Below are 21,190 nucleotides of genomic sequence, written 5' to 3' on the forward strand. Positions count from 1 at the left end.
TGACATCCTGTACGTACAGGCCGTCTTATCGCTGCCGGAGTCCACCCAAGGAGACATCATGTCCTGGTATCAGGGTGCCCGGATAGCGGTCACCGGAGCCGCCGGCGGCATCGGACGGGCCACCTGCGCACATCTGGCCGGTCTGGGCGCCGAGGTGTACGCCCTCGATCTCACCGCGTCCCCCGTCGGACGGCCCATCCGCTGCGATGTCACCGACGAGGACAGCGTGGCCGCCGCGATCGGCACGGTCGTCACCGAGGGCGGCCGGATCGACGGCCTGGTCGCGGCCGCCGGGGTCGTCGAGGACGACGTGCCCGCGGAGCGGATGAGCGCCGCCGAGTTCGACCGGGTGCTCGGCGTCAATCTCAGGGGCACGTTCCTCAGCTGCGCCGCGGCCGCCCGGCGGATGCTCGACGGAGCGGGCGGCCGGATCGTCACGGTCTCCTCGATGTCCGGCACACATATCGTCAACCACCCGCAGAAGCAGTCCGCGTACAACGCCTCCAAGGCCGCCGTGAGCGCGCTGACCCGTTCCCTGGCCGTCGAGTGGGGCCCGCGCGGGGTGCGGATCAACAGCGTCGCGCCCGGCTATGTCGCCACGCCGCTCAACGACCTCAAACGGCATATGCACCCGCGCTGGAAGGAGGGCACGGTCGCCGGACGGTTCGCGGAACCCGAGGAGATCGCCGCCGCCATCGGCTGGCTGCTGGGCGACGAGGCCGCCTACTGCGTGGGCACGGAACTGCTGATGGACGGGGGTTTCGCACTCCGATGAGCAGCACATCGAGGACACCGGACGGGGCGGCGGAAGGGGACGCGATGGACCGGCGGGTGACCGTGACCGCGGACGGCGACGTCGTCCTGGAGGAGGTGGCACGGGTACGGCCCGCGGCCGGCGAGGCGCGGGTGCGCACCCTGCTGACCGGCATCTGCGGCTCGGACGTGCACGCCCGCCGCGGGGAACACCCCTTCATCTCCCGGCCGTACCACCCGGGACACGAGGCCGTCGGCGTGGTCGCCGAAACCGGCCCCGGCGTCACCTCCGTGGCCGAGGGGGACCGGGTACTGCTCGAACCCAATCTGGTGTGCGGGACCTGCCGCCACTGCCGGTCCGGCCGCTACAACATCTGCGGGGAACTGCGGGTCATCGGCTGCCAGACGGCCGGTGCGATGGCGGACGGCTTCACCGTGCGCGCCGACCGGCTGCACCGGGTGCCCGACCGGCTCACCGATGTGCAGGCCGTGCTCGTCGAGCCGCTGGCCACCCCCGTGCACGCGGTGCGCCGGGCCGGGGATCTCACCGGCGGTGGTGTGCTGGTCCTCGGCGCCGGGCCGATCGGGCTGCTCACCGCCCTGGCCGCGCGGGCCGCGGGCGCGCGGACCGTCATCGTCACCGATCCGGTGGCGGCGAAGCGGGACCGGGCGGTGCGGCTCGGGGCGGACGTGGCGCTCGCGCCCGGTACCCCCGGCCTGCCGGAGCTGGTCAGGGAGCGGCTCGGCGGCGGCGCGGACGTGGTGTTCGACTGCGTGGCGGTGTCCGCGTCCATCACCCAGGCCGTGCGCTCCGTCGAGAAGGGCGGCACGGTCATGGTCGTCGGGGTGCCCCAGGGCCCGTCGAATGTCCCGCTGGACCTGGTCCAGGACCGCGAGATCGCCGTGCGGGGCTCCCTGATGTACGTCGGGGAGGACATGCGCGCCGCGATGACGCTTCTCGGGACCGGTGTCGTACCGGCCGACGAGTTCGTCACCGCCACCTTCCCCCTGGACCGAGCGGCCGAGGCGTTCCGGGCCGCCGGTGGCCCGGACCAGATGAAGGTGCTGGTGAGCGTCGGCTGACCGGCCCGTCAGCGCAATCGGAACGGCCCGAACGAAACCGTGCCGAAACGGCCCGACCCAAAGGAGACGGCGTGAAAGCCATCGTCTACGACCGACCCCAGGTGTTCCGCTACACCGACCTGCCGGATCCGGAGCCGGGTCCGGGCGAGGTACGTCTGCGCGTGCGGTCCGCGGGAGTCTGCGGTACGGATGCCCATCTCCACCGCGGCGAGTTCTCCCCCCGCTATCCGCTCACCCCCGGCCACGAGGTGGTGGGCGAGGTGGAGTCGCTGGGGGAGGAGGTGGCGACGCTCGCCGTCGGACAGCGCGTCGCCCTCAACAACCGGGTCTCCTGCGGTTGGTGCGCCAACTGCCGCCGCGCCAGACCGGCCTTCTGCACCCGGCTGCGGGACCACGGTGTCACCCGGCCGGGCGGCTTCGCCGAAATGATCGTGGTGCCCGCGTCCCACTGCCACCCGGCCGATGACATCCCCCTGGACGTGGTGGCCTTCGCCGAGCCCGTCGCATGTGCCGTGCACGGCATGGACGTACTCGCCCCACAGCCCGGCAGCGATGTTCTCGTCTTCGGCGCCGGCACCACGGGGCTGCTGCTCGCACAGCTGCTGGCGGGCAGCGGCGCGGGGCGGGTGACCGTCGCGGCGCCGACCGAGGCCAAGCTGAAACTGGCCCGGGACTTCGGCGCCGACGAGACGGTGGTCATGGACCGCGACGACTCCTCGGCCTCCCTCGGGGCGCTGCGCGCCCTGGCACCCGACGGCTTCGACACCGTCGTCGACGCGACCGGCGCCCTCACCGTGATCGAGCGGTGTCTGCCGCTGACCCGCGACGGCGGGACCGTCTTCCTCTACGGCATGGCCGGGGAGCGGGAGCGCGTCGAGCTCTCCCCGCACGAGATCTTCAGCCGGGAGCTGACCATCCGCGGATCCTTCACCCAGGCGTTCAGCTTCGATCGCGCGCTGCGGGTCCTGCGCACGGGCCGGGTGCGCACCGACGGCATGATCACGCACCGGTTCGGGCTGGACGCGTACGGCGCCGCCCTCGACGCCGTCCGGGACGACCGCGGCTGCGTCAAGGCGGTCATCCACCCCTGACCCCGTACGGCCGGTGGCTCCGTACGGCCGTTGGCTCCGTACGGCCCCCGACCGCATACGGCACGCGGCTGACCTCGGCGAGCGAGGTCAGCCGCTGCGGAGGGCGCGCTCTTCGGCGGCCTCCGGGGTCAGAAGGTGCCGTCGATCGTGATGCCCCCGTCGACCCGGAGGGTGGCGCCGTGCACGAAGGAGGCGTCGGCGGAGAGGAGGAAGGCGATGGAGGTGGCGATCTCGGTGGGCTCGGCCAGCCGCCGCATCGGTGTGCGCCGCACCAGCGCCTCCCGGTCGAGCGCTCCCGACTCCAGGCCGCTGCGCACCATTTCGGTGGCCACGTATCCGGGCGCCACGGCGTTGACGCGGATGCCGTCCGGCCCCCATTCCGCCGCCAGGGTCCGGGTGAGGCCCAGCACTCCGCTCTTGGCGGTGGCGTAGCCGAGCCGTCCGGGGAGCCCGAAGGTCGACCCGACGGAACCGATGTTGACCACACTGGCCCGAGCGCTGCGGACCAGCAGGGGGTAGGCACCGCGCGCGCAGTGCATCGCGCCGGTGAGGTGGACCGCGAGCTGATGGGCCCACTGCCGGCTGTCGAAGTCCCGGGCCGCCTGCCGGAAGATCACCCCCGCGCCGTTGACCAGCGCGTCGAGCCCACCGGCCCGCGTCGCGATGTCGTCGAACATCGCGGTGACACTGGCTTCGTCGGTGACATCGACGGCGACGGCCAAGTGCCCCCCGGCCACGGGGGATGCCGCGTCGAGGGCCGCGGCCCCGGCGTGGGCGGCCTCGCCCTTGAGGTCGGCGACGACGACGCGCCAGCCGCGCTCGGCGAGGACCCGGGCCGTGGCGGCCCCGATCCCCTGTGCGGCGCCGGTGATGAGAACGGTGGGGTCGGTCATGGGAGATCTCCGTGAGGGATTCGACGTGGTGGATTCGACGTGGTGACGGCGGCATGCGAAACATTCCCATGACATGGACTGAGTGTCCAGTGAGTGATAACTTCCGATGGCCAACGGGACGCACCGACTGGGAGAGACACCGAATGACTGCACAGACGCCGGCCGGGCCGGCGGACCGCGAACTCATCGAGCACATCGAGGAACGGGCCCAGTTCGCCCGCCTGGAGACCGTGCGGCTGATCTCGATCGCCAAGACCGGCCACTACGCGTCCGGCTTCTCCTGCGCCGAGATCCTGGCCACCCTCTACTACGGGGTGATGCGGCTCAGGCGTGGCGAACCGGACTGGCCCGACCGCGATCGCTTCCTCTTCGGCAAGGGCCACGCGGCGGCCACGCTGTATCCGCTGCTGGCCGACTGGGACTTCTTCGACGCGGCCGAACTCGACGAATACACCCGTCTGGGGAACGCCTTCGGCGACCACCCGGACATGACCCGCATTCCGGGGATCGACTTCAGCTCCGGGTCGCTGGGCCACGCCCTTTCGACCGGGACCGGCATGGCGCTGGGCGGCCGCCTCCAGGGGCGCCCGTACACCACGTTCGTCCTGCTCGGCGACGGGGAGCTGCACGAGGGACAGATCTGGGAGGCGGCCCTGGGCGCCGCCCACCACGGCCTGGGGCGGCTGGTCGCCATCGTCGACCGCAACGACCACTCACTCGACGGCCGCATCGACGGCGTGACCGGGATCGAGCCACTGCTGGACAAGTGGCGGGCGTTCGGATGGCAGACGCACGAGGTCGACGGACACGACGTCTCGGCCCTGCTGCCCCTGCTGCGCTCGCTGGCGGAGGACACCGGCCGCGACCGTCCGGCCGTGGTCGTCGCCAACACCGTCAAGGGGAAGGGGATTTCCTACATGGAGTCCGAGTTCGGATGGCATCTCGGCTGGCTGGCCGAGCGGGACGAGGCCAACGCCCTGGCGGAACTGCGGGGGGCACGGTGAGCGTCGCGCCCGGTCTGCAGCCGGAATCCTGGCATCTGCTGAGCCTGCTGGAACAGGCCCCGGGCCTCCAGGCCCTCGGCGACACCCTCGCCGACCTGGCCGACGAGGGCCATCCCGTGGTCGTCGGCACCGCCGACCTGAAGTACTCCAACGGACTGGTGCGCTTCCAGGACCGGCACCCGGACAAGTACCTCCAGTTCGGGATCTCCGAGCAGCACATGGTGTCCACGGCGGCCGGTCTGGCCACCACCGGCCTGCGGCCCTACGTCGCCACCTTCGCGTCCTTCATGGCGCTGCTGGCCTGCGAGCAGATCCGCACCGACGTGGCGTACACCCGCCAGCCCGTCCGGCTGATCGGCCACCACGCGGGGATCACCCTGGGCTTCTACGGGACCTCCCACCACGCGACCGAGGACCTCGCCATCACCCGGAGCATCGCCGGGCTCACCGTGATCGCACCGGCCGACACCGCGGCCCTGGCCGCGGCGCTGCGCGCCTCGGTGGACCACCCGGGCCCGATCTACTTCCGTATCGGCCGTGGCCGGGACCCGGACGTCTACCCGGCCGGTACCACGCTCGAGATCGGGAAGGCGGTCGAGCACCGCACCGGAAGCGACCTCACCCTCATCGCCACCGGCTCCATGGTCCACCCCGCCCTGGGGGTCGCGGCGGCGCTCACCGCGGACGGGTACGACGTCGGGGTGCTCGACATGCACACCGTCAAACCGCTCGACGAGGACGCGGTGCTGAAGGCGGCGCGGCGCTCACGGCTGCTGATGACGGTGGAGGAGCACAATGTGCTCGGCGGCCTCGGCGGCGCGGTGGCCGAGCTGATCAGCGAGCATGGCGTACCGGTCCGGCTGCACCGCCATGGGATCCGGGACCAGTACAGCCTCATCGGCCCGCCCACCCATCTGTACCGGCACTACCGGCTGGACGCCGCCGGAGTCGAGGCCGAGGCCCGCGATCTGCTGCGCACACAGGGCCGTTGACCCGGAACGGGCCGATCGCCCCCGGTGATCCGCCCGCCTCGGCGGAGCGGCCGGGGCGGGCGGCCGGTTCCGCCGGGTCAGCCGAAGTCGGCGACGGCGCCGGTGACGGCCTTCCAGCCCAGCGCCCGCGAAATCTCCTGGCCGGCCTCGACCAACCGCTCACGCAGACCGGCCGGGTCCGTGCCGAGGATCGCCTCCCGGACGCCGCTGATGGACAGGGCGGCACGCACCTGCCCCCGGTAGTCCAGGATCGGGACGCCGAGCGCGGCCACGCCGACCGTGACGTCCTGGTCGCTGACCGAGACTCCGCTGTCGAGGGTCTCCTCCAGCACCGGGATCAGCGTGTCCGCCGTGACCGGGGTGGAGGGGGTGAACCGCTCCATGGGCCCCTGTTCGAGGTAGTCCGACCAGGCCGAGCGGTCCTGGAAGGCCAGCAGGGCGCGGGAGGCCGCACCGGCGTGCAGCGGCAGCGCACCGCCGAGCTTCAGGGCGAGGGACTGGACCCGCCGGCCGTCCAGCCGCTCGATGCACACCGCCTCGCGGCCGCGCTGGACGCACAGGTACACCGTCTCGCCGGTCTCGTCGTGGAGGCGCTCCATCACCGGCTGCGCGAACCGTCGCTCGTCGAAACGCTCCACCACGGCGGTGCCGAGGGTGAGCAGATGGAATCCCAGACGGAAGGTGCCGCGGCGGCTGCCGCCCTCCACCATGTCCAGGCCCTGGAGGCTCGCCAGCAGCCGGTAGACGGAGCTGCGGGGCTCGCCCAGCTCCTCCGCGAGCTGTGCGGCCGTCGCCTCTCCCTTCGCCGCGAGCAGGTCGAGGACCTCAACGGACTTACGGACGAGAGCAAGACCACCTTCATGCGCCACGCGCGTAAAGATATCACTCAGCGGACAGGCGGTCTTCTGGTCAGTAATGGGTGCCGGTCGCCGGATGGGCGGTGCGGGGTGCCGGGATCCGGCCGTCCCGCACCCGGCGACGGAACCAGATGACCTTTCCGGTGGTGGTGACGCGGGTGCCGAAGGCGTCGGCGAGCGCGGCGACGAGGAGCAGCCCGCGGCCGTTCTCGGCGTCGGGGTCGCTGGGGCGCGGCCGGGGCGCCTCGTGGCAACCGTCCCCGACCTGGCAGATCACGCAGCATCCGCGGCGTAGTCGCAGCCGCAGCCACACGGGCCCGTCGGCGTGCTCGATCGCGTTGGTCACCAGCTCGTCCACCATGAGAACGATGTCGTCGGCGGCGGTGTCGGGCACCCCCCAGCAGCGCAGCGCGCCCGCCGCGGTATGGCGGGCCCGGCTCACGGCGGCCGGGTCGGAGGGCAGCCGCAGGGCCAGCCCCCGGGGGGTGGTGTGGACATCGGGCGGGCCCGTCCGCCGGCGCGGCGGCGGGCCGTTGGGCGGTGAGGGGGGCACGGTGGCGACCGCGCCCGCTGGGTTCACTGTCATTTCCGTACTCCTTTCCGGGCGCTGTGCGGTCCGGAAGGGGGTTGTGGCCGACTCCGTCGGGAAGGGGGCCACCTCCCAGCCTCGTAGTGATTTCTGCCATAGTCAAGATCATTCGAAGAAATTTCCACGCCGACTTCCGGACGCGGTTCATGTCGAGCGTGTGTCGTGGAAATTTCTTCGAGATGCATTGACAGTGCTCGAAACCTCTGCGACGTTGTGGATCGAGCCGCTGAGCACGCCCCACCGGCCATCCCCCAGCCCGATCAGGGCCGAGCCGACCGATGAACGCGTCGGCACCGACAGTCCCCGCTGCCGCGAACCGGCACCCGGCGGGCGGCGCACTCGCCCCCAGCCACCCCCCGCACGTCGAGAAAAGGCAATCTCATGGCAGATCGCGTCATGCCGCGCCCCAGAGCGCTCGCGGCCTTGTCCGCGGGAATCGGTCTCACCTTGCTGCTCACCTCATGCGGGAGCGGCATCAGCGGTCACGGTGACGACAAGACCATCGTCGGCCTCGTCACCAAGACCAACGACAATCCCTTCTATGTGAAGATGCGCGAAGGCGCCCAGAAGAAGGCCCGCCAACTCGGCGTGGACCTGAGGACCTTCGCCGGCAAGGGCCAGGCCGACAACGACTCACAGGTCAAGGCCATCGAGAACCTGGTGGCGGCGGGCGCCAAGGGCATTCTGATCACCCCGGCCGACTCCGGCGCGATCATCCCCGCCATCGACCGGGCGCGGAAGGCCGGTGTCATGGTCGTCGCCCTGGACTCGCCGACGGAACCGGCATCCGCGGTGGACGCCACGTTCGCCACCGACAACCGGCTGGCCGGCCGCATGATCGGCAAGTGGGCCAAGGCGCGGATGGACGGCAAGCGGCCGAAGGTCGCCCTGCTGGACCTCAGCTCCGAGCAGGTCAAGGTCGATGTCCTGCGGGACCAGGGCTTTCTGGAGGGCTTCGGCGTCGATGTCCGGAACCCGAACCGGATCGGCGACGAGCGCGACTCCCGGATCGTCGGCCACGAGGTGACCGGCGCCAACGAGGAGGGCGGGCGCGACGCCATGGAGAAGCTGCTCCAGAAGAACGGCTCCATCAACGTCGTCTACACCATCAACGAGCCCACCGCCGCCGGCGCCTATCAGGCCATCAAGGCGGCCGGTAAGCAGAAGGACATCGCCATCGTCTCCGTCGACGGCGGCTGTCCCGGCGTCAAGAACGTGGCCGGCGGCGTCATCGGCGCGACCTCGATGCAGTTCCCCGTGAAGATGGCGGCCGAGGGCCTCGCCGCCGTGGTCGCGCACGCCAAGGACGGCGGCAAGGACTCCGCCAAGGACGGCGGCAAGGACGGCGGCAAGGACTCCGGCTCTTCCGGACAGGGCTTCACCAACACCGGAGTCTCCCTCATCACGGACACCCCCGTATCCGGTCTGGATTCGCAGAAGTCGGACTGGGGCCTGCGCCACTGCTGGGGCTAGGGGGTGTCCGGCGGATCTTGGCGCCTGCGGCGGGCTGTTCCCCTCCCCGCCCCTTCCCACAACTGGGGCTCCGCCCCAGACCCCGCTCCTCAAGCGCCGGAGGGGCTAGGAAGGTGCTCCTCAAGCGCCGGAGGGGCTAGGAAGGTGCTCCTCAAGTGCCGGAGGGGCTGGAGGGTGGGGCTCCGCCCCAGACCCCGGGGTCCGTCCAGGGGCCGAGCCCCTGCCACGCGGCGGACACCCCGTAGCCCCGTGCGCCACCGCTGGGGCCCACCCCGGCGGACGTCCGGCACACCCACATATCCCTTACCGTTTCCAGGAGTTGACCGTGGTGCACGACACCGTCCCGCCAATCGCCGCAGACCCACCCACCGCACGGCCGCGGCAGCGCGGAGCGCTCACCCGCGGACAGGCGGCCCTGCACACCAAGCCGCTGCTCGGCCCGCTCATCGTGCTGCTCCTCGCCTCGCTGTTCTTCGGCGTGTGGGTGGGGTCCCGGTTCAGCGATCCGCTCAATATCTCGCTGATCGTCCAGCAGGTGCAGATCATCGGCATGGTCGGCATCGCCCAGACGCTGATCGTGCTGACCGCGGGCATCGATCTGTCGGTCGGGGCCATCACCGTGCTCGCCTCCGTGGTGATGGGCAAGCTGGCGGTGGACCACGGTCTGCCGGTGCCCCTGGCCCTGCTGCTCGGCGTCGTCATCGGTGGCGTCTGCGGCGGACTCAACGGGGTGCTGGTCACCCGGTTCCGCATTCCGCCGTTCATCGCCACGCTCGGCACCCTCAGCGTCTTCTCCGCCCTCACCCTCTTCTACTCGCGGAGCGAGACCATCCGGGCCCAGGACGTGCCGGCCCTGCTGAGCTGGCCGGGCCGCTCCGTCAATGTGCTGGGCACCGATGTCACCTACAGCTCGCTGATGATGATCGGCTGCTTCGCCGCCGTGGCCTATCTGCTGCGGGGCACCGCGTGGGGCGCCCATCTGCACGCGGTGGGCGACAACCGCGAGGGGGCCCGCCTCAGCGGGATCCGCACCGGGCGGGTGCTGCTCAGCGTGTATGTGGTGGCGGGGCTGATCTGCGGTCTCGCCGCGTGGTTCCTCATCGGGCGGATCGGCTCGGTCAGCCCGCAGGCCGGTGAGAACCTCAACCTCCAGTCCATCACCGCCGTCGTCATCGGCGGCACCAGCCTCTTCGGCGGCCGTGGCCATGTCCTCGGCACCCTGCTGGGCTCGCTCATCGTGGGCGTGTTTAGCAGCGGACTCGCCCTGTCCGGAGTGGACGCCCTGTGGCAGGTCTTCACCGTGGGGGTCCTGGTGATCGTGGCCGTCGCCGCCGACCAGTGGATCCGGAAGGTGGCGGCATGAATCCCCGGAACAGTCCCCGGAACAGTCCCCGGAACAGTCCCCGGAACAATCCCCAGAGCAGTCCCCGGAACAATCCCGGGAACACCACCACCGACGTACTCGCCCTCCAGGCGCGCGGCCTGGTCAAGCGCTACGGACATGTCACCGCCCTCGGCGGGGCCGATGTGGAGCTGCGCGCCGGTGAGGTCCTCGCCGTCATCGGCGACAACGGCGCCGGCAAGTCGACGCTCATCAAGTGCCTCTCCGGGGCGGAGGTCCCCGACGCCGGGGAGATCCGTCTCTTCGGAGAGCCGGTGCGGTTCCGCAACCCCCTGGACGCGCGGGACCACGGACTGGAGACCGTCTACCAGAACCTGGCCGTCGCGCCCTCCCGGGACATTCCCGCCAACCTCTTCCTCGGCCGTGAGCGCCGCAGGTCCGGCCCGCTCGGCAGCGTCCTCCGGCTGCTGGACAAGAAGGGGATGCGCGAGGAGACCCGGGAACTGCTCACCTCCCTCGGGCTGCTGACCATCCAGAACTTCTCCCAGCCGGTGGAGACGCTCTCCGGCGGGCAGCGCCAGGGCGTCGCCGTGGCGCGCGCCGCGTGCTTCGGCAGCCGGGTGATCATCATGGACGAGCCGACGGCGGCGCTCGGGGTGCGGGAGTCGCAGCGGGTGCTCGACCTCATCCGCGAAATCCGCGGCCGGGGCGTGCCGGTCATCCTGATCAGCCACGACATGCCCCATGTCTTCGACGTCGCCGACCGTATCCACGTCCAGCGGCTGGGCCGGCGCGTCGCCCTGGTGCGCACCTCCGACATCACGATGCCCGACGCCGTCGCCCTGATGACCGGAGCGCTGGACCCCGCGGAGCTCGACGGCAGATCCCCGGCGGGCACCCCGTGACCGCACACCGCGACCCCACCCCCACCCACCGGGAGCACGCATGAACATCACACGGCCCGCCGTGCGCCCCGTGTCCGGCACTCCTCTCACCGGCACCTTCGCCGCCCCGCCGGAGGCCGGACCGGACGATGTGACGCTGTGGTGGCTCGGGCAGGCCGGATTCGCCCTGCGCCACCGCGGCGGGCTGATCCTGATCGACCCGTACCTCTCGGACACCCTCGCCGAGAAGTACCGCGGCACGCTCTTCCCGCACCGCCGGATGCACTCCGCCCCGGTGGCACCGGAGGCCATCCGCGGGGTGGACGCGGTGCTGTGCACCCATGGACACACCGACCACATGGACCCGGGCACCATCCGGGCCCTGCTCCCGCACAACGACCCGCGCTTCGTCGTCCCGCGCGCCGAACGGGCGCGGGCCCTGGAGCGTGGCGTACCCGCCGCCCGGCTGACCGGGACCACCGCGGGTGAGCGGGTGGAACTGGACGGCGGGAGCACCGTCGAACCGGTCCCCGCCGCCCATGAACACCTCGAACAGGACGAGCACGGAGACCACCGCTTCCTCGGCTATGTGCTCACGGTCGGCGGTGTCCGCGTCTACCACTCCGGCGACTGCGTCCCGTACGACGGACAGGCCGAGCGCTTGCGCGCACTCCGCGCCGACGTGGCGCTGCTGCCCGTGAACGGGCGCGACCGCCACCGCACCGAGAACGGCGTCCCTGGCAACTTCACCGTCCGGGAGGCGGCCGAGCTGTGCGAGGCGGCCGGAATCCCGCAGCTGCTCTGCCACCACTTCGGCCTGTTCGACTTCAACACCGTCGACCCGGAGGACACCCGCGACGCGCTGCGCCGCCGCGCCACGCCACTGTCCTGGACCGTGCCGCGGGTGGGCGACGCCTACGTCCTCACCCCGGGCGGCCCCACCGCGAAAGAGGACCGATGAACCCCACCGAACTCCTCGGCGAACTGCGCCGCGTCCGGGTCGTCCCGGTCGTCACCCTGCCCCACGTACGCCACGCCGACCCGCTCGGCGAGACGCTGCTCGGGGCGGGACTGCCGGTCGCCGAGATCACCTTCCGCACCCCGGCCGCCCGGGACGGGATCGCCACCCTGCGGGCCCGCCACCCCGGGCTGCTGGTCGGCGCCGGTACGGTCCTGGACCGCGCGACCGTGGACCACGCCATCGACGCGGGAGCCCAGTTCGTGGTGGCGCCCGGCTTCAACCCGGACGTCGTGGACCACTGCCTGGAGCGGAAGATCCCCGTCGTCCCCGGCATCAACAGCCCCACCGGTATCGAGGCGGCCGTGGCCAGGGGACTGCCGCTGGTGAAGTACTTCCCGGCCGAGGCGTCGGGCGGACTGCGGCTGCTGGACGCCATGGCGGCTCCGTACGACGGAATGGCGTTCATGCCCACCGGCGGCCTGACACCGGACAACCTCCCCGGCTATCTCAGCCGGCCGCACGTGGCCGCCTGCGGTGGCACCTGGATCGCCAGTACGGCGCTGCTGGCCGACGGGGAGTACGAGGCCATCGGGCGCAACGCCCGCGGCGCGGTCGAGATCGCCGCCGCGGCCACCCCCTGAAAACCACCTCCTGAAAACCACCCTCAACGCCACCCCCTCAAAGCCATCTCCGAACACCCACCCACCACACCCCAAAGGGACAGCATGACCACCACCTACGAACCCGCCCCCGGCATCGCGCTGGAGGGCAAGGTCGCCATCATCACCGGTGGCGCCTCCGGTATCGGCGAGGCCGTCGGCCGGATCTTCGCGGCCAACCGGGCCAAGGTCCTCCTGGTCGACATCGACGGCAAGCGGCTCCAGCAGGTCGTCGGCTCCATCCAGTCCCAGGGCGGCCACTGCGTGGGCATCGAGGCCGATGTCACCGAGGAGGAGCAGGTCCAGAGCTTCTTCCGGACCGCCATGGAGGAGTGGGGCCAGGTCGATCTCCTCGTCAACAGCGCGGGCCGCGACTCCCTCTCACCCCCGGTGACCGAGGTGACGCTGGAGGAGTGGAACAAGACCATCGGCCCCAATCTGACCGCGGTCTTCCTGTGCTGCCGCGAGGCGTTCCGCATCATGGAGCGGCAGTCCACCGGCGGGCGCGTCATCAATATGGGATCGTCCTCGGCCCGATTGGCATCCGGCCCCGGCCACAGCCCCTACCGCGCCTCCAAGCACGGGATGATGGGATTCAGCAAGAACATTCTCCTTGAGGGCAAGGAGAAGAACATCGGTGTGACGGTGATCAACCCGTCCCACGTCAAGACCCCGATGACCGAGATCATCGACAAGGGCCTGTACGACGGCGACATCCCCGCCTACCTCGACGGCTGGCTGGACGACAAGGAGCTCGCCGAGGGCATCCACGCCAGCTGCATCGACGTCGACAACGTCGCCGAGGTGTCCCTCTACGTGGCCACGCGCACGCCCGACGTCACCATCCCCCAGATCGCGCTCTACCCGACGCACAAGGCACACCGCTACGGCATGGAAGTCTGAGGCGGACCAAGCGATGAAGGCAGCAGTACTGCAATCCGAGGGCGTGCTCACCCTCACCGACATCCCCGCCCCCGCTCCCGTGGGCGACCGTTCCGTCCTCGTCCGCGTCGGCGGTGTGGGCGTATGCGGCTCGGACGTGCTGAGGTTCGGCCGCGGGAAGGCGTATCACTATCCGCTCGTCCTGGGCCACGAGTTCTCCGCCGTGGTCGAGGAGGCCCCGGAGGGAAGCCGCTTCCGCCCCGGGGACCGCGCGGCGGTCTTCCCCCTCCTGCCCGATCCGGCGGATCCGATGACCCAGATCGGCGAGTACGCCGTCGGCTCCGGCTACGACTACTACGGGTCGCGGCGCGACGGTGCCATGGCCGAGTTCCTCCAGGTGCCCGAGGCCAATCTGGTGCCGGTGGCGCGGGATGTGCCGCTGGTGCACGCCGCCATGGTGGAGCCGGCCGCGGTCGCCCTGCACGCCATGCTGAAGTTCCAGCTGCCCGCCCACGCCACCGCGCTGGTGATCGGGGCGGGGCCCATCGGGGCGCTGGCCGCCCAGTGGCTGCGCATCCTGGGCGCCAGTGAGGTGTACGTGGCCGATGTCGACGAGCGCAAGCGCGCCGTCATGGCCGGTCTCGGCTTCCCGGTCATCGACGCGTCCGCCGGTGACACGGTGGACACGGTCCGCGAGCTGACCGGCGGCCGGGGCGTGGACTGCGCGGTGGAGGCGAGCGGTCTGCCCGCCACCCTCGTCCAGGCCATCACCGCGGCGGCCCCGCTCGGCCAGGTGACGCTCCTGGGCGACATCTCCGGTGACCTGACCCTGCCGCGCGCCCTGGTCTCCTCGATCCTCCGCCGTGAGCTGCGCGTCTACGGCACCTGGAACTCCAGGATCACCCCGGCCGGGCGCAGCGAATGGGACATGGTGGTCCACCACCTGGGCCGCGATCTGAAGGTGGCGCCACTCATCAGCCACACCCCGAGCCTGGAGGAGGCACCGGCGATGTTCGCCGACATGCTGGAGCGCCGCACCTGGTACAACAAGGTCGTCTTCGCGGTCGCCGACCAGGCCCAGGCCGAGCTCATCCGGCCCGGTGTCGTCGGAGGTGCGTCATGAGGGCCGCCGTTCTGCACCGGCCCGGGGAGCTGGCGGTCGAGGACGTGGCCGAGCCCACCGTCGTCGGCGACGACCTGCTGGTGCGGGTCCGGGCGGCCTCCATCTGCGGCACCGACCTGCGCATCTTCAAGCACGGCCACTTCAAGATCCGCGACGGGCAGCGGCGGGTGCTGGGCCATGAGGTGGCGGGGGACGTGGTGGCGACCGGGCCGCGGGTGACCGCGTTCCACCCGGGCATGCGGGTCACCGTCACCCCGAACGTGGGCTGTGGCCGCTGCGACATGTGCCGCCACGGCTACAACAACATGTGTCCGGACTACGAGGCGTTCGGCATCAGCATCGACGGCGGCTTCCAGGAACTGCTGCGGGTGCCCGGCTTCGCCGTCCAGCGCGGCAACGTCTTCGAGATCCCCGAGGGCGTCTCGTACGCCGAGGCGGCCCTGGTGGAGCCGTTCTCCTGCTGTTACAGCGGGCAGCGCGGGCTCCGGGTGGGCCCCGAGGACGTCGTGGTCATCACCGGCGCGGGCCCGATCGGCGCGTTCCATGTGCTGCTCGGCAAGCTGGCCGGGGCCCGTAAGGTGATCGTCTCCAACCGCGGTCGCCCCCGTCTGGACCTCGCCGCCCGGCTCGGCGCCGATGTGTGCGTCGGGGTCCGCGAACAGGACCTGGCCGAGGTGGTGCGCGAGCACACCGGCGGCCGGGGCGCGGACGTGGTCATCACGGCCGTGTCCGACCCCCAGGTGCAGGCGCAGGCGGCCGAACTGCTCGCCCCGCACGGCCGGCTCAACTACTTCGCCGGCCTCGGCGCCGCGCGGACCATCCCGCTCGACACCAACGCCGTGCACTACAAGGGCCTCACCCTGACCGGGACGACCGGCTCCACCAACGGCGACTACGGCCGTTGTCTGCGGCTGGTCGGCGAGCGCCGCGTCGATCTGTCACCACTGGTCAGTGAGGTGTTCCCACTGGAGAAGATCCACGATGCCTTTGGCTACGCGGCCTCCGGGGCCGGGATGAAGGCCATGGTCGCGTTCGACGGCGACCCCCATGCCACCACATCGCGCCCCGCCTCGGCAGAAGGCAGGTGACATCCATGACCCACCGCTATGTCATGGCCTTCGACGCCGGCACCACCAGCATCCGGGCCATCCTCTTCGACAAGGCGGGCGACATCGCCGCGTGCGTCAGCCAGGAGTTCCCGCAGATCTATCCGCAGCCCGGCTGGGTCGAGCACAACCCGCTGGACATCTGGAACACCCAGGTCACCGTCGCCAAGCAGGTGCTGGCCCAGGCCGAGTGCGGCGCCGAGGACATCGCCGCCATCGGCGTCACCAACCAGCGTGAGACGGTGGTGGTCTGGGACCGCGCCACCGGGGAGCCCGTGCACCACGCCATCGTGTGGCAGGACCGCCGCACCGCCGCGCTGTGCGAGGAGCTCAAGGCCCGCGGCCTGGAGGAGTACGTCAAGCGGACCACCGGGCTGATCATCGACGCCTACTTCTCCGCCACCAAGGTGAAGTGGATCCTCGACAACGTCCCCGGCGCCCGGCAGCGCGCCGAGCGCGGCGAGCTCGCCTTCGGCACCGTCGACACCTGGCTGATCTGGAACCTCACCGGCGGCGCCGCACATGTCACCGACTACACCAACGCCTCGCGCACCATGCTGTTCGACATCACCCGGCTGGACTGGGACCAGCGGTTGCTCGACGAGCTCGACATCCCCCGCGAGATCCTCCCCGAGGTGCGCCCCACCAGCGAGGTCTACGGCCACACCGAGGAGTCGGTGCTGCTCGGCGCCCGGATCCCGGTCGCCTCGGCCGTCGGCGACCAGCAGGGCGCGCTCTTCGGCCAGGCGTGCTTCGACCCGGGCTCGGTGAAGGCCACGTACGGCACCGGAGCCTCGCTGGTCCTCAACACCGGCGACAGCCCCGTCTTCAGCGGCAGCGGCATGCTCACCACCATCGCCTGGGGCGTGGACGGCGGCGTCGAGTACGCCCTGGAAGGGCTGATCTTCGTGGCCGCCGCCTCCATCCAGTGGCTGCGCGACGAGCTCCAGATCGTCTACGACGCCGAGGACACCGAGTACGCCGCCCTCAACGTCCCCGACACCAACGGCGTCTATGTCGTACCGGCCTTCGTGGGGCTCGCCGCCCCCTACTGGGACCAGTACGCGCGGGGCGCCATCCTCGGCCTGACCCGCAGCGCCAGCCGCAAGCACGTCATCCGCGCCACGCTGGAGTCCATCGCCTACCAGATCCGCGACGTCATCACCTGCATGGAGGGCGACTCGGGCCTCACCACGCGGGAGATCAAGGTCGACGGCGGGGCCACCGCCAACAACTTCCTGATGCAGTTCCAGGCCGACATCCTCGACGTCCCCGTGCTGCGCCCCACCGTCATCGAGTCCTCGGCCCGTGGCGCGGCCTTCCTCGCCGGGCTCGCCACCGGGTTCTGGAAGGACCGGGCCGAGCTGTCCGGCACCTTCCGGCTCGAGCGCCGCTTCGACTGCGCGATGGACCGCGCACGGGCCGACCGGCTCTACGCGGGCTGGCAGAAGGCGGTGGGCTGCGCCCGGGACTGGGAGGAGCACTGACCCGGCCGCCCACCCGGCCCGTACCACCGCACGGCTCCTCGAAGGAGAACTGACATGCCGCGGACGTATTCCGCCGCCGCCCGCCCGACGATGTACTTCATCGGCGTCACCACCACCAAGTCCTCCATCATGAAGGTCTTCCCGGCGTGGGCGCGCGAGCTGAACCTCGACGCCGTCATCGAGGGCATCGACCTCCCGCTGGACGACACCCCCGAGCACTACCGGGAGGTGGTCGACTTCATCAAGCACGACCCGCACTCGCTCGGCGCCCTGGTCACCACCCACAAGCTCAACCTCTACAAGGCCGCCCACGAACTCTTCGACGGCGTCGGCCACGAAACCGAGCTGCTGGACGAGGTCAGCAGCGTCTCCAAACGCGGCGACCAGCTGTGGGGCCACGCCATGGACCCCGTCACCAGCGGTCTGGCCCTGGAGGCCATCGTGCCCGACGGCTACTGGTCCCGCACCGGGGGCGAACTGCTGCTGCTCGGCGCGGGCGGCTCCTCCCTCGCCCTCACCCTGTATCTGCACAACCGCGAGGCGGCCGGTGGCGACGTCCCCTCCCGCATCGTGGTCACGGGCCGCCGCGAGGCCCGGCTGCGCGAGATGCGTACCGTCCACGAACGCCTCGGCCTCGCCATCCCCATCGACTACCGGCTCGCCCCCGAGCCGAGCGACAACGACGCACAGCTGCGGACACTCTCCCCCGGCTCCGTCGTGGTCAACGCCACCGGACTCGGCAAGGACCGGCCCGGATCCCCGCTCACCGACGCCGCCCGGTTCCCCGCCGACGCCATCGCCTGGGACTTCAACTACCGCGGCGACCTGGTCTTCCTGGACCAGGCACGGGCCCAGCGGGACGCCTCCGGGCCGCGCGTCGTGGATGGCTGGCGGTACTTCATCCACGGCTGGACCCGTGTCATGGCCGAGGTCTTCCACATCGACATCCCCACCCACGGCCCCGTCTTCGAGCGGCTGTCCCGCATCGCCCGCGACGTCACCAAGGAGCACGCATGAGCACCACCGCCCCCCGCCCCGCCGTCGTCACCGACTTCAGCCTCGACACCGGGCTCTCCCGGACCAGGAAGCCGCTCCAGCGCCGCATGTCCGCCATGGCCGGGATGTACGCCGACCAGCGGGCCGCGGAGCGCCTGGCCGAAGAGGACGTCCTGGTCTACGAGTTCTTCGACATGGGCGTCCCCCAGAGCTCCGGGGAGGTTGCCTACGGCACCAGCATCACCTACCCGGGCAAGGTCGGTGACGAGTACTTCATGACCAAGGGCCACTTCCACTCCGTGCTCGACACCGCCGAGATCTACTACTGCCTGCGCGGCCGGGGCCTGATGATGATGGAGAACCCCGAGGGCGATGTGCAGTGGCAGGAATTCACCCCCGGCCAGGGCGTCTACGTCCCCGGCCGGTACGCCCACCGCTCCATCAACACCTCGCCCGACGAGCCGCTGATCACCTTCTTCGCCTTCCCCGGCCACGCCGGACACGACTACGGCACCATCGAGTCCAAGGGCTTCCGCAAGATCGTGGTGGAGCGCGACGGCGCCCCGGCGGTCGTGGACAACCCGAAGTGGGCGCGGTGACGAACCGGATCGCCGTGACGCCACGCTCGCTGTCCCAGGGCGGCCACCCCGCGCTGGCCGCCCTGGAGGCGGCGGGCTACGACCTGCTGTTCCCCACCCCCGGCCGCCAGCCCACCCGCGAGGAGCAGCTGCGGTTCCTGCCCTCGTGCGTGGGCTATCTCGCCGGGGTCGAGCCGATCACCCGCGAGGTGCTGGCCGCGGCCCCCGGCCTCAAGGTCATCAGCCGCAACGGCGTCGGAGTCGACTCCGTCGACCTGACCGCCGCCGCCGAGCGGGGGGTGGCCGTCGAGACCGCCGCCGGGGCCAACGCCCAGGGCGTCGCCGAACTCGCCATCGCCCTCATGCTCGCCGGGCTGCGCCACATCCCCCCGCAGGACACGGCGCTCAAGGCCGGCCGGTGGCAGCGGATCGAGGGCCGCGAGGTGGCGGGGCGCACCCTCGGGGTCGTGGGGTGCGGGCAGATCGGCCGCAGGGTGGTCCGGCTCGGCCTCGGGCTCGGCATGTCCGTACGCGCCTTCGACGCGTTCCCCGACCCGGAGTTCACCCCCGCCGGGGACTTCTCGTACACCACGCTGGACGATCTGCTCGCCCGCGCGGACGCGGTGACCCTGCACTGCCCGCCCGCGGAGCGGCCACTCATCGACAAGGCCGCCATCGCGGCCATGCGGCCCGGCGCCCATCTGGTCAACACGGCCCGCGCGAGCCTGGTCGACGACGGCGCGGTCCTCGACGCCCTCGAGGACGGCCGGCTCATCGGGTACGCCACCGATGTGTACGACCAGGAGCCGCCGGAGCCCCAGGAGCTGCTCCACCACCCGCGAGTGATCACCACACCCCATATCGGGGGGTACACCGGGGAGAGTGTGGAGCGCGCCACCCGCGCGGCCGTGGAGAATCTGCTACGGGTACTTAACCCCCCTTTCTGAGACCACGGAGCGAGTCATGGCTGTCCCGGCGGATGAGGCCGGCAATGTGCTGCACCTCATCACCAGCAAACTGCCCTACCTACCGGGCGCGCTGCGCCAGATCGGCGAGTATCTGCTGGCCCACCCCCGGCAGGCGCAGTCGATGACCATTTCGCAGCTGGCCTCGGCGTGCGGCGTGGCCGAGTCGACGGTGTCCCGGTTCGTCCGCGAGCTGGGCATGGACAGCTATCACTCGCTCCGCCTCAGCCTCGCCGAGGCCACCTTCGCCACCCGGTCGGCCGCCGCCGGCCGGGACGAGGAGTTCGTCTACGAGGGCATCCTCCGCGGCGACGAGCCCCCCGCCATCGTGGGCAAGATCGAGCGCAGCAGCCGTCAGACGCTGGCCCAGACCGCCAAGCAGGTCAGCGGCGACGCCATCAGCCGGGCCGTCGATCTGCTGCACGAAGCGGACGCGGTGGTGTTCTGCTGCATGGGCTCCTCCAGCATCGCCGCGGAGGAGGGGGTCATGCGGTTCACCCGCGCGGGCAAGAAGTGTCTGCTCTACCGCGACCAGAGCGTGCAGGTCATGCTGGCCACCATCCTGACGCCACGGGATGTGCTCATCGGCATCAGCGACTCCGGCAAGTCCACCGCCATCGTGGACGCCATGCGGCTCGCCCGGCAGACCGGGGCCACCTCCATCGGCATCACCTCCGTCCAGGACAGCCCGCTGGCGGAGCTCAGCGATGTGCCGCTGTTCACCTCCAACGTCGCGGGGGAGGGGCTGTACGGGGAGTCCGTCACCTCGAAGTGGGGTCAGCTGCTGCTGATCGACATCCTCTACGCCACCTATGCGGCACGCCACTTCGACGACACCCTCCACCACCTCAAGGAGACCTACGAGGCGGGCATCCGCCACTCCCGTTCCCCGGGAGTCCCGCCGGTGGAGAGTTGACCGGCGGGGCCGGTCACCTGGAGACGATGTGCAGGACCGCCGTGCCGTCCTCCCCGGCGGCCATCAGGATCACCACGGAGCCGGGCTGAGCGGCCGGCCGCATGGTGCTCACCCGTCCGCACGAGTTGCTGCTGCCGTGGTCGCGCAGCACGGTGATGCACCCCTGGCCGGGGCCGCTCGCCCCGCCCTGGGAGCGGTTGTTGCCCGACTTCACCGTGTACATGATCTTGTTCGGGCCGATCTCGTTCACCGTCAGCGTCGCCGGACCGGCCGGGCCCTTGAAGCGGACCGTCACCCGCTCGGACACCGCGATCTCGCAGTCGCCGTCCGCGCAGGCGCCGACATCACGCCCGTCCGCCGCCGACACCGACGGTTTCGGCGAGGCGCCGGGACCGCCGGAGGGGCTGCCCGAGGGCTGTGCGGAACGGGACTCCGACGGGTTCCCCCTGTGTGCGGGCGCCCCGTCGGTCGTGTCCGACCCGCCGCAACCGGCCACGGTCAGAGCGGTCAGCACCGCCATCACCGCCGCCATACGGCCTGATCCCGGCTGTCGCGC

Annotated in this window: 22 protein-coding genes; 18 read left to right on the forward strand and 4 right to left on the reverse strand. The window is 71.2% G+C overall.

Going from position 1 to position 21,190, the window contains the following annotated elements:
- Positions 1-58 precede the first annotated feature (58 nt).
- From JK364_RS12150 to JK364_RS12160, 3 genes are all read left to right on the forward strand, one after another.
- Complete coding sequence (locus tag JK364_RS12150; RefSeq protein ID WP_201850536.1) at positions 59-775, forward strand: SDR family NAD(P)-dependent oxidoreductase; 717 nt, start codon at positions 59-61, stop codon at positions 773-775.
- Positions 772-1,836, forward strand: coding sequence for a zinc-dependent alcohol dehydrogenase (locus JK364_RS12155; RefSeq protein WP_230991778.1), 1,065 nt, complete (start codon positions 772-774; stop codon positions 1,834-1,836). Before JK364_RS12150 ends, JK364_RS12155 begins: the two co-directional genes overlap by 4 nt.
- A 71-nt stretch (positions 1,837-1,907) precedes the next feature.
- Positions 1,908-2,927: a zinc-dependent alcohol dehydrogenase family protein gene (locus JK364_RS12160; RefSeq protein WP_201850538.1), complete on the forward strand. Its 1,020-nt coding sequence runs from the start codon at positions 1,908-1,910 to the stop codon at positions 2,925-2,927.
- A 128-nt stretch (positions 2,928-3,055) separates the two neighbouring features.
- Here JK364_RS12160 and JK364_RS12165 read toward each other — a convergent pair whose 3' ends face one another.
- Entirely contained in the window at positions 3,056-3,820 is a 765-nt protein-coding gene (locus JK364_RS12165; protein ID WP_201850540.1) for an SDR family NAD(P)-dependent oxidoreductase, read from the reverse strand.
- Between the two features lie 143 nt (positions 3,821-3,963).
- Between JK364_RS12165 and JK364_RS12170 the strand changes: the two genes are divergently transcribed.
- Positions 3,964-4,824 (forward strand): transketolase, encoded by an 861-nt coding sequence (locus JK364_RS12170; protein ID WP_201850542.1) that lies wholly within the window; start codon positions 3,964-3,966, stop codon positions 4,822-4,824.
- A complete protein-coding gene (locus JK364_RS12175; RefSeq protein WP_201850544.1) occupies positions 4,821-5,816 on the forward strand; it encodes a transketolase family protein in 996 nt (331 codons plus the stop codon). The genes JK364_RS12170 and JK364_RS12175 overlap by 4 nt, the downstream gene beginning before the upstream one ends.
- Before the next feature lie 77 nt (positions 5,817-5,893).
- Here the strand turns inward: JK364_RS12175 and JK364_RS12180 are convergent, their stop codons facing one another.
- Both JK364_RS12180 and JK364_RS12185 read right to left on the reverse strand, forming a co-directional pair.
- Complete coding sequence (locus JK364_RS12180; RefSeq protein ID WP_201850546.1) at positions 5,894-6,685, reverse strand: IclR family transcriptional regulator; 792 nt, start codon at positions 6,683-6,685, stop codon at positions 5,894-5,896.
- Between the two features lie 40 nt (positions 6,686-6,725).
- The gene (locus tag JK364_RS12185; protein ID WP_201850548.1) at positions 6,726-7,259 is read right to left on the reverse strand and encodes an ATP-binding protein; all 534 of its coding nucleotides are present in this window, start codon (positions 7,257-7,259) and stop codon (positions 6,726-6,728) included.
- A 384-nt stretch (positions 7,260-7,643) separates the two neighbouring features.
- Between JK364_RS12185 and JK364_RS12190 the strand changes: the two genes are divergently transcribed.
- From JK364_RS12190 to JK364_RS12250, 13 genes are all read left to right on the forward strand, one after another.
- Positions 7,644-8,735, forward strand: a complete 1,092-nt coding sequence (locus JK364_RS12190) for a substrate-binding domain-containing protein (RefSeq protein WP_230991780.1) — start codon at positions 7,644-7,646, stop codon at positions 8,733-8,735.
- Between the two features lie 325 nt (positions 8,736-9,060).
- Entirely contained in the window at positions 9,061-10,098 is a 1,038-nt protein-coding gene (locus JK364_RS12195) for an ABC transporter permease (protein WP_201850550.1), read from the forward strand.
- The gene (locus JK364_RS12200) at positions 10,095-10,982 is read left to right on the forward strand and encodes an ATP-binding cassette domain-containing protein (protein ID WP_201850552.1); all 888 of its coding nucleotides are present in this window, start codon (positions 10,095-10,097) and stop codon (positions 10,980-10,982) included. Before JK364_RS12195 ends, JK364_RS12200 begins: the two co-directional genes overlap by 4 nt.
- A gap of 40 nt (positions 10,983-11,022) precedes the next feature.
- On the forward strand, positions 11,023-11,922 hold the full coding sequence (locus JK364_RS12205; protein ID WP_201850554.1) for an MBL fold metallo-hydrolase: 900 nt from the start codon (positions 11,023-11,025) through the stop codon (positions 11,920-11,922).
- Entirely contained in the window at positions 11,919-12,563 is a 645-nt protein-coding gene (gene eda / locus JK364_RS12210) for a bifunctional 4-hydroxy-2-oxoglutarate aldolase/2-dehydro-3-deoxy-phosphogluconate aldolase (protein WP_201850556.1), read from the forward strand. The genes JK364_RS12205 and eda overlap by 4 nt, the downstream gene beginning before the upstream one ends.
- 84 nt (positions 12,564-12,647) lie before the next feature.
- Positions 12,648-13,484, forward strand: coding sequence for an SDR family oxidoreductase (locus tag JK364_RS12215; protein WP_201850558.1), 837 nt, complete (start codon positions 12,648-12,650; stop codon positions 13,482-13,484).
- Between the two features lie 13 nt (positions 13,485-13,497).
- Positions 13,498-14,586 (forward strand): galactitol-1-phosphate 5-dehydrogenase, encoded by a 1,089-nt coding sequence (locus JK364_RS12220; RefSeq protein ID WP_201850560.1) that lies wholly within the window; start codon positions 13,498-13,500, stop codon positions 14,584-14,586.
- On the forward strand, positions 14,583-15,674 hold the full coding sequence (locus JK364_RS12225; RefSeq protein WP_201850562.1) for a zinc-dependent dehydrogenase: 1,092 nt from the start codon (positions 14,583-14,585) through the stop codon (positions 15,672-15,674). The genes JK364_RS12220 and JK364_RS12225 overlap by 4 nt, the downstream gene beginning before the upstream one ends.
- A gap of 5 nt (positions 15,675-15,679) precedes the next feature.
- On the forward strand, positions 15,680-17,179 hold the full coding sequence (gene glpK / locus JK364_RS12230) for a glycerol kinase GlpK (RefSeq protein ID WP_201850564.1): 1,500 nt from the start codon (positions 15,680-15,682) through the stop codon (positions 17,177-17,179).
- A gap of 54 nt (positions 17,180-17,233) precedes the next feature.
- The gene (locus tag JK364_RS12235; protein WP_201850565.1) at positions 17,234-18,196 is read left to right on the forward strand and encodes a shikimate dehydrogenase; all 963 of its coding nucleotides are present in this window, start codon (positions 17,234-17,236) and stop codon (positions 18,194-18,196) included.
- Positions 18,193-18,774 carry a glucose-6-phosphate isomerase gene (locus tag JK364_RS12240; protein ID WP_201850567.1) on the forward strand — a complete coding sequence of 194 codons (582 nt, stop codon included), beginning with the start codon at positions 18,193-18,195 and terminating at the stop codon, positions 18,772-18,774. Before JK364_RS12235 ends, JK364_RS12240 begins: the two co-directional genes overlap by 4 nt.
- Positions 18,771-19,700 (forward strand): phosphoglycerate dehydrogenase, encoded by a 930-nt coding sequence (locus tag JK364_RS12245; RefSeq protein WP_201850569.1) that lies wholly within the window; start codon positions 18,771-18,773, stop codon positions 19,698-19,700. The genes JK364_RS12240 and JK364_RS12245 overlap by 4 nt, the downstream gene beginning before the upstream one ends.
- A gap of 16 nt (positions 19,701-19,716) precedes the next feature.
- Positions 19,717-20,634, forward strand: a complete 918-nt coding sequence (locus tag JK364_RS12250) for a MurR/RpiR family transcriptional regulator (RefSeq protein ID WP_201850571.1) — start codon at positions 19,717-19,719, stop codon at positions 20,632-20,634.
- A gap of 13 nt (positions 20,635-20,647) precedes the next feature.
- Here the strand turns inward: JK364_RS12250 and JK364_RS12255 are convergent, their stop codons facing one another.
- Positions 20,648-21,166: a hypothetical protein gene (locus tag JK364_RS12255; protein ID WP_230991781.1), complete on the reverse strand. Its 519-nt coding sequence runs from the start codon at positions 21,164-21,166 to the stop codon at positions 20,648-20,650.
- Positions 21,167-21,190: the final 24 nt, after the last annotated feature.

Source organism: Streptomyces endocoffeicus (assembly GCF_016741935.1).
Classification (GTDB): Bacteria; Actinomycetota; Actinomycetes; order Streptomycetales; family Streptomycetaceae; genus Streptomyces; species Streptomyces endocoffeicus.

What these genes read in the sequence shown, in the direction of transcription:
- JK364_RS12215 (WP_201850558.1), top strand. Translation starts at nt 12,648, where the DNA reads ATGACCACCACCTACGAACCCGCCCCCGGCATCGCGCTGGAGGGCAAG.
- JK364_RS12150 (WP_201850536.1), top strand. Translation starts at nt 59, where the DNA reads ATGTCCTGGTATCAGGGTGCCCGGATAGCGGTCACCGGAGCCGCCGGC.
- JK364_RS12170 (WP_201850542.1), top strand. Translation starts at nt 3,964, where the DNA reads ATGACTGCACAGACGCCGGCCGGGCCGGCGGACCGCGAACTCATCGAG.
- JK364_RS12235 (WP_201850565.1), top strand. Translation starts at nt 17,234, where the DNA reads ATGCCGCGGACGTATTCCGCCGCCGCCCGCCCGACGATGTACTTCATC.
- JK364_RS12165 (WP_201850540.1), bottom strand. Translation starts at nt 3,820, where the DNA reads ATGACCGACCCCACCGTTCTCATCACCGGCGCCGCACAGGGGATCGGG.
- JK364_RS12225 (WP_201850562.1), top strand. Translation starts at nt 14,583, where the DNA reads ATGAGGGCCGCCGTTCTGCACCGGCCCGGGGAGCTGGCGGTCGAGGAC.
- eda (WP_201850556.1), top strand. Translation starts at nt 11,919, where the DNA reads ATGAACCCCACCGAACTCCTCGGCGAACTGCGCCGCGTCCGGGTCGTC.
- JK364_RS12255 (WP_230991781.1), bottom strand. Translation starts at nt 21,166, where the DNA reads ATGGCGGCGGTGATGGCGGTGCTGACCGCTCTGACCGTGGCCGGTTGC.
- JK364_RS12190 (WP_230991780.1), top strand. Translation starts at nt 7,644, where the DNA reads ATGGCAGATCGCGTCATGCCGCGCCCCAGAGCGCTCGCGGCCTTGTCC.
- JK364_RS12200 (WP_201850552.1), top strand. Translation starts at nt 10,095, where the DNA reads ATGAATCCCCGGAACAGTCCCCGGAACAGTCCCCGGAACAGTCCCCGG.
- JK364_RS12155 (WP_230991778.1), top strand. Translation starts at nt 772, where the DNA reads ATGAGCAGCACATCGAGGACACCGGACGGGGCGGCGGAAGGGGACGCG.
- JK364_RS12220 (WP_201850560.1), top strand. Translation starts at nt 13,498, where the DNA reads ATGAAGGCAGCAGTACTGCAATCCGAGGGCGTGCTCACCCTCACCGAC.
- JK364_RS12250 (WP_201850571.1), top strand. Translation starts at nt 19,717, where the DNA reads ATGGCTGTCCCGGCGGATGAGGCCGGCAATGTGCTGCACCTCATCACC.
- JK364_RS12240 (WP_201850567.1), top strand. Translation starts at nt 18,193, where the DNA reads ATGAGCACCACCGCCCCCCGCCCCGCCGTCGTCACCGACTTCAGCCTC.
- JK364_RS12205 (WP_201850554.1), top strand. Translation starts at nt 11,023, where the DNA reads ATGAACATCACACGGCCCGCCGTGCGCCCCGTGTCCGGCACTCCTCTC.
- JK364_RS12185 (WP_201850548.1), bottom strand. Translation starts at nt 7,259, where the DNA reads ATGACAGTGAACCCAGCGGGCGCGGTCGCCACCGTGCCCCCCTCACCG.
- glpK (WP_201850564.1), top strand. Translation starts at nt 15,680, where the DNA reads ATGACCCACCGCTATGTCATGGCCTTCGACGCCGGCACCACCAGCATC.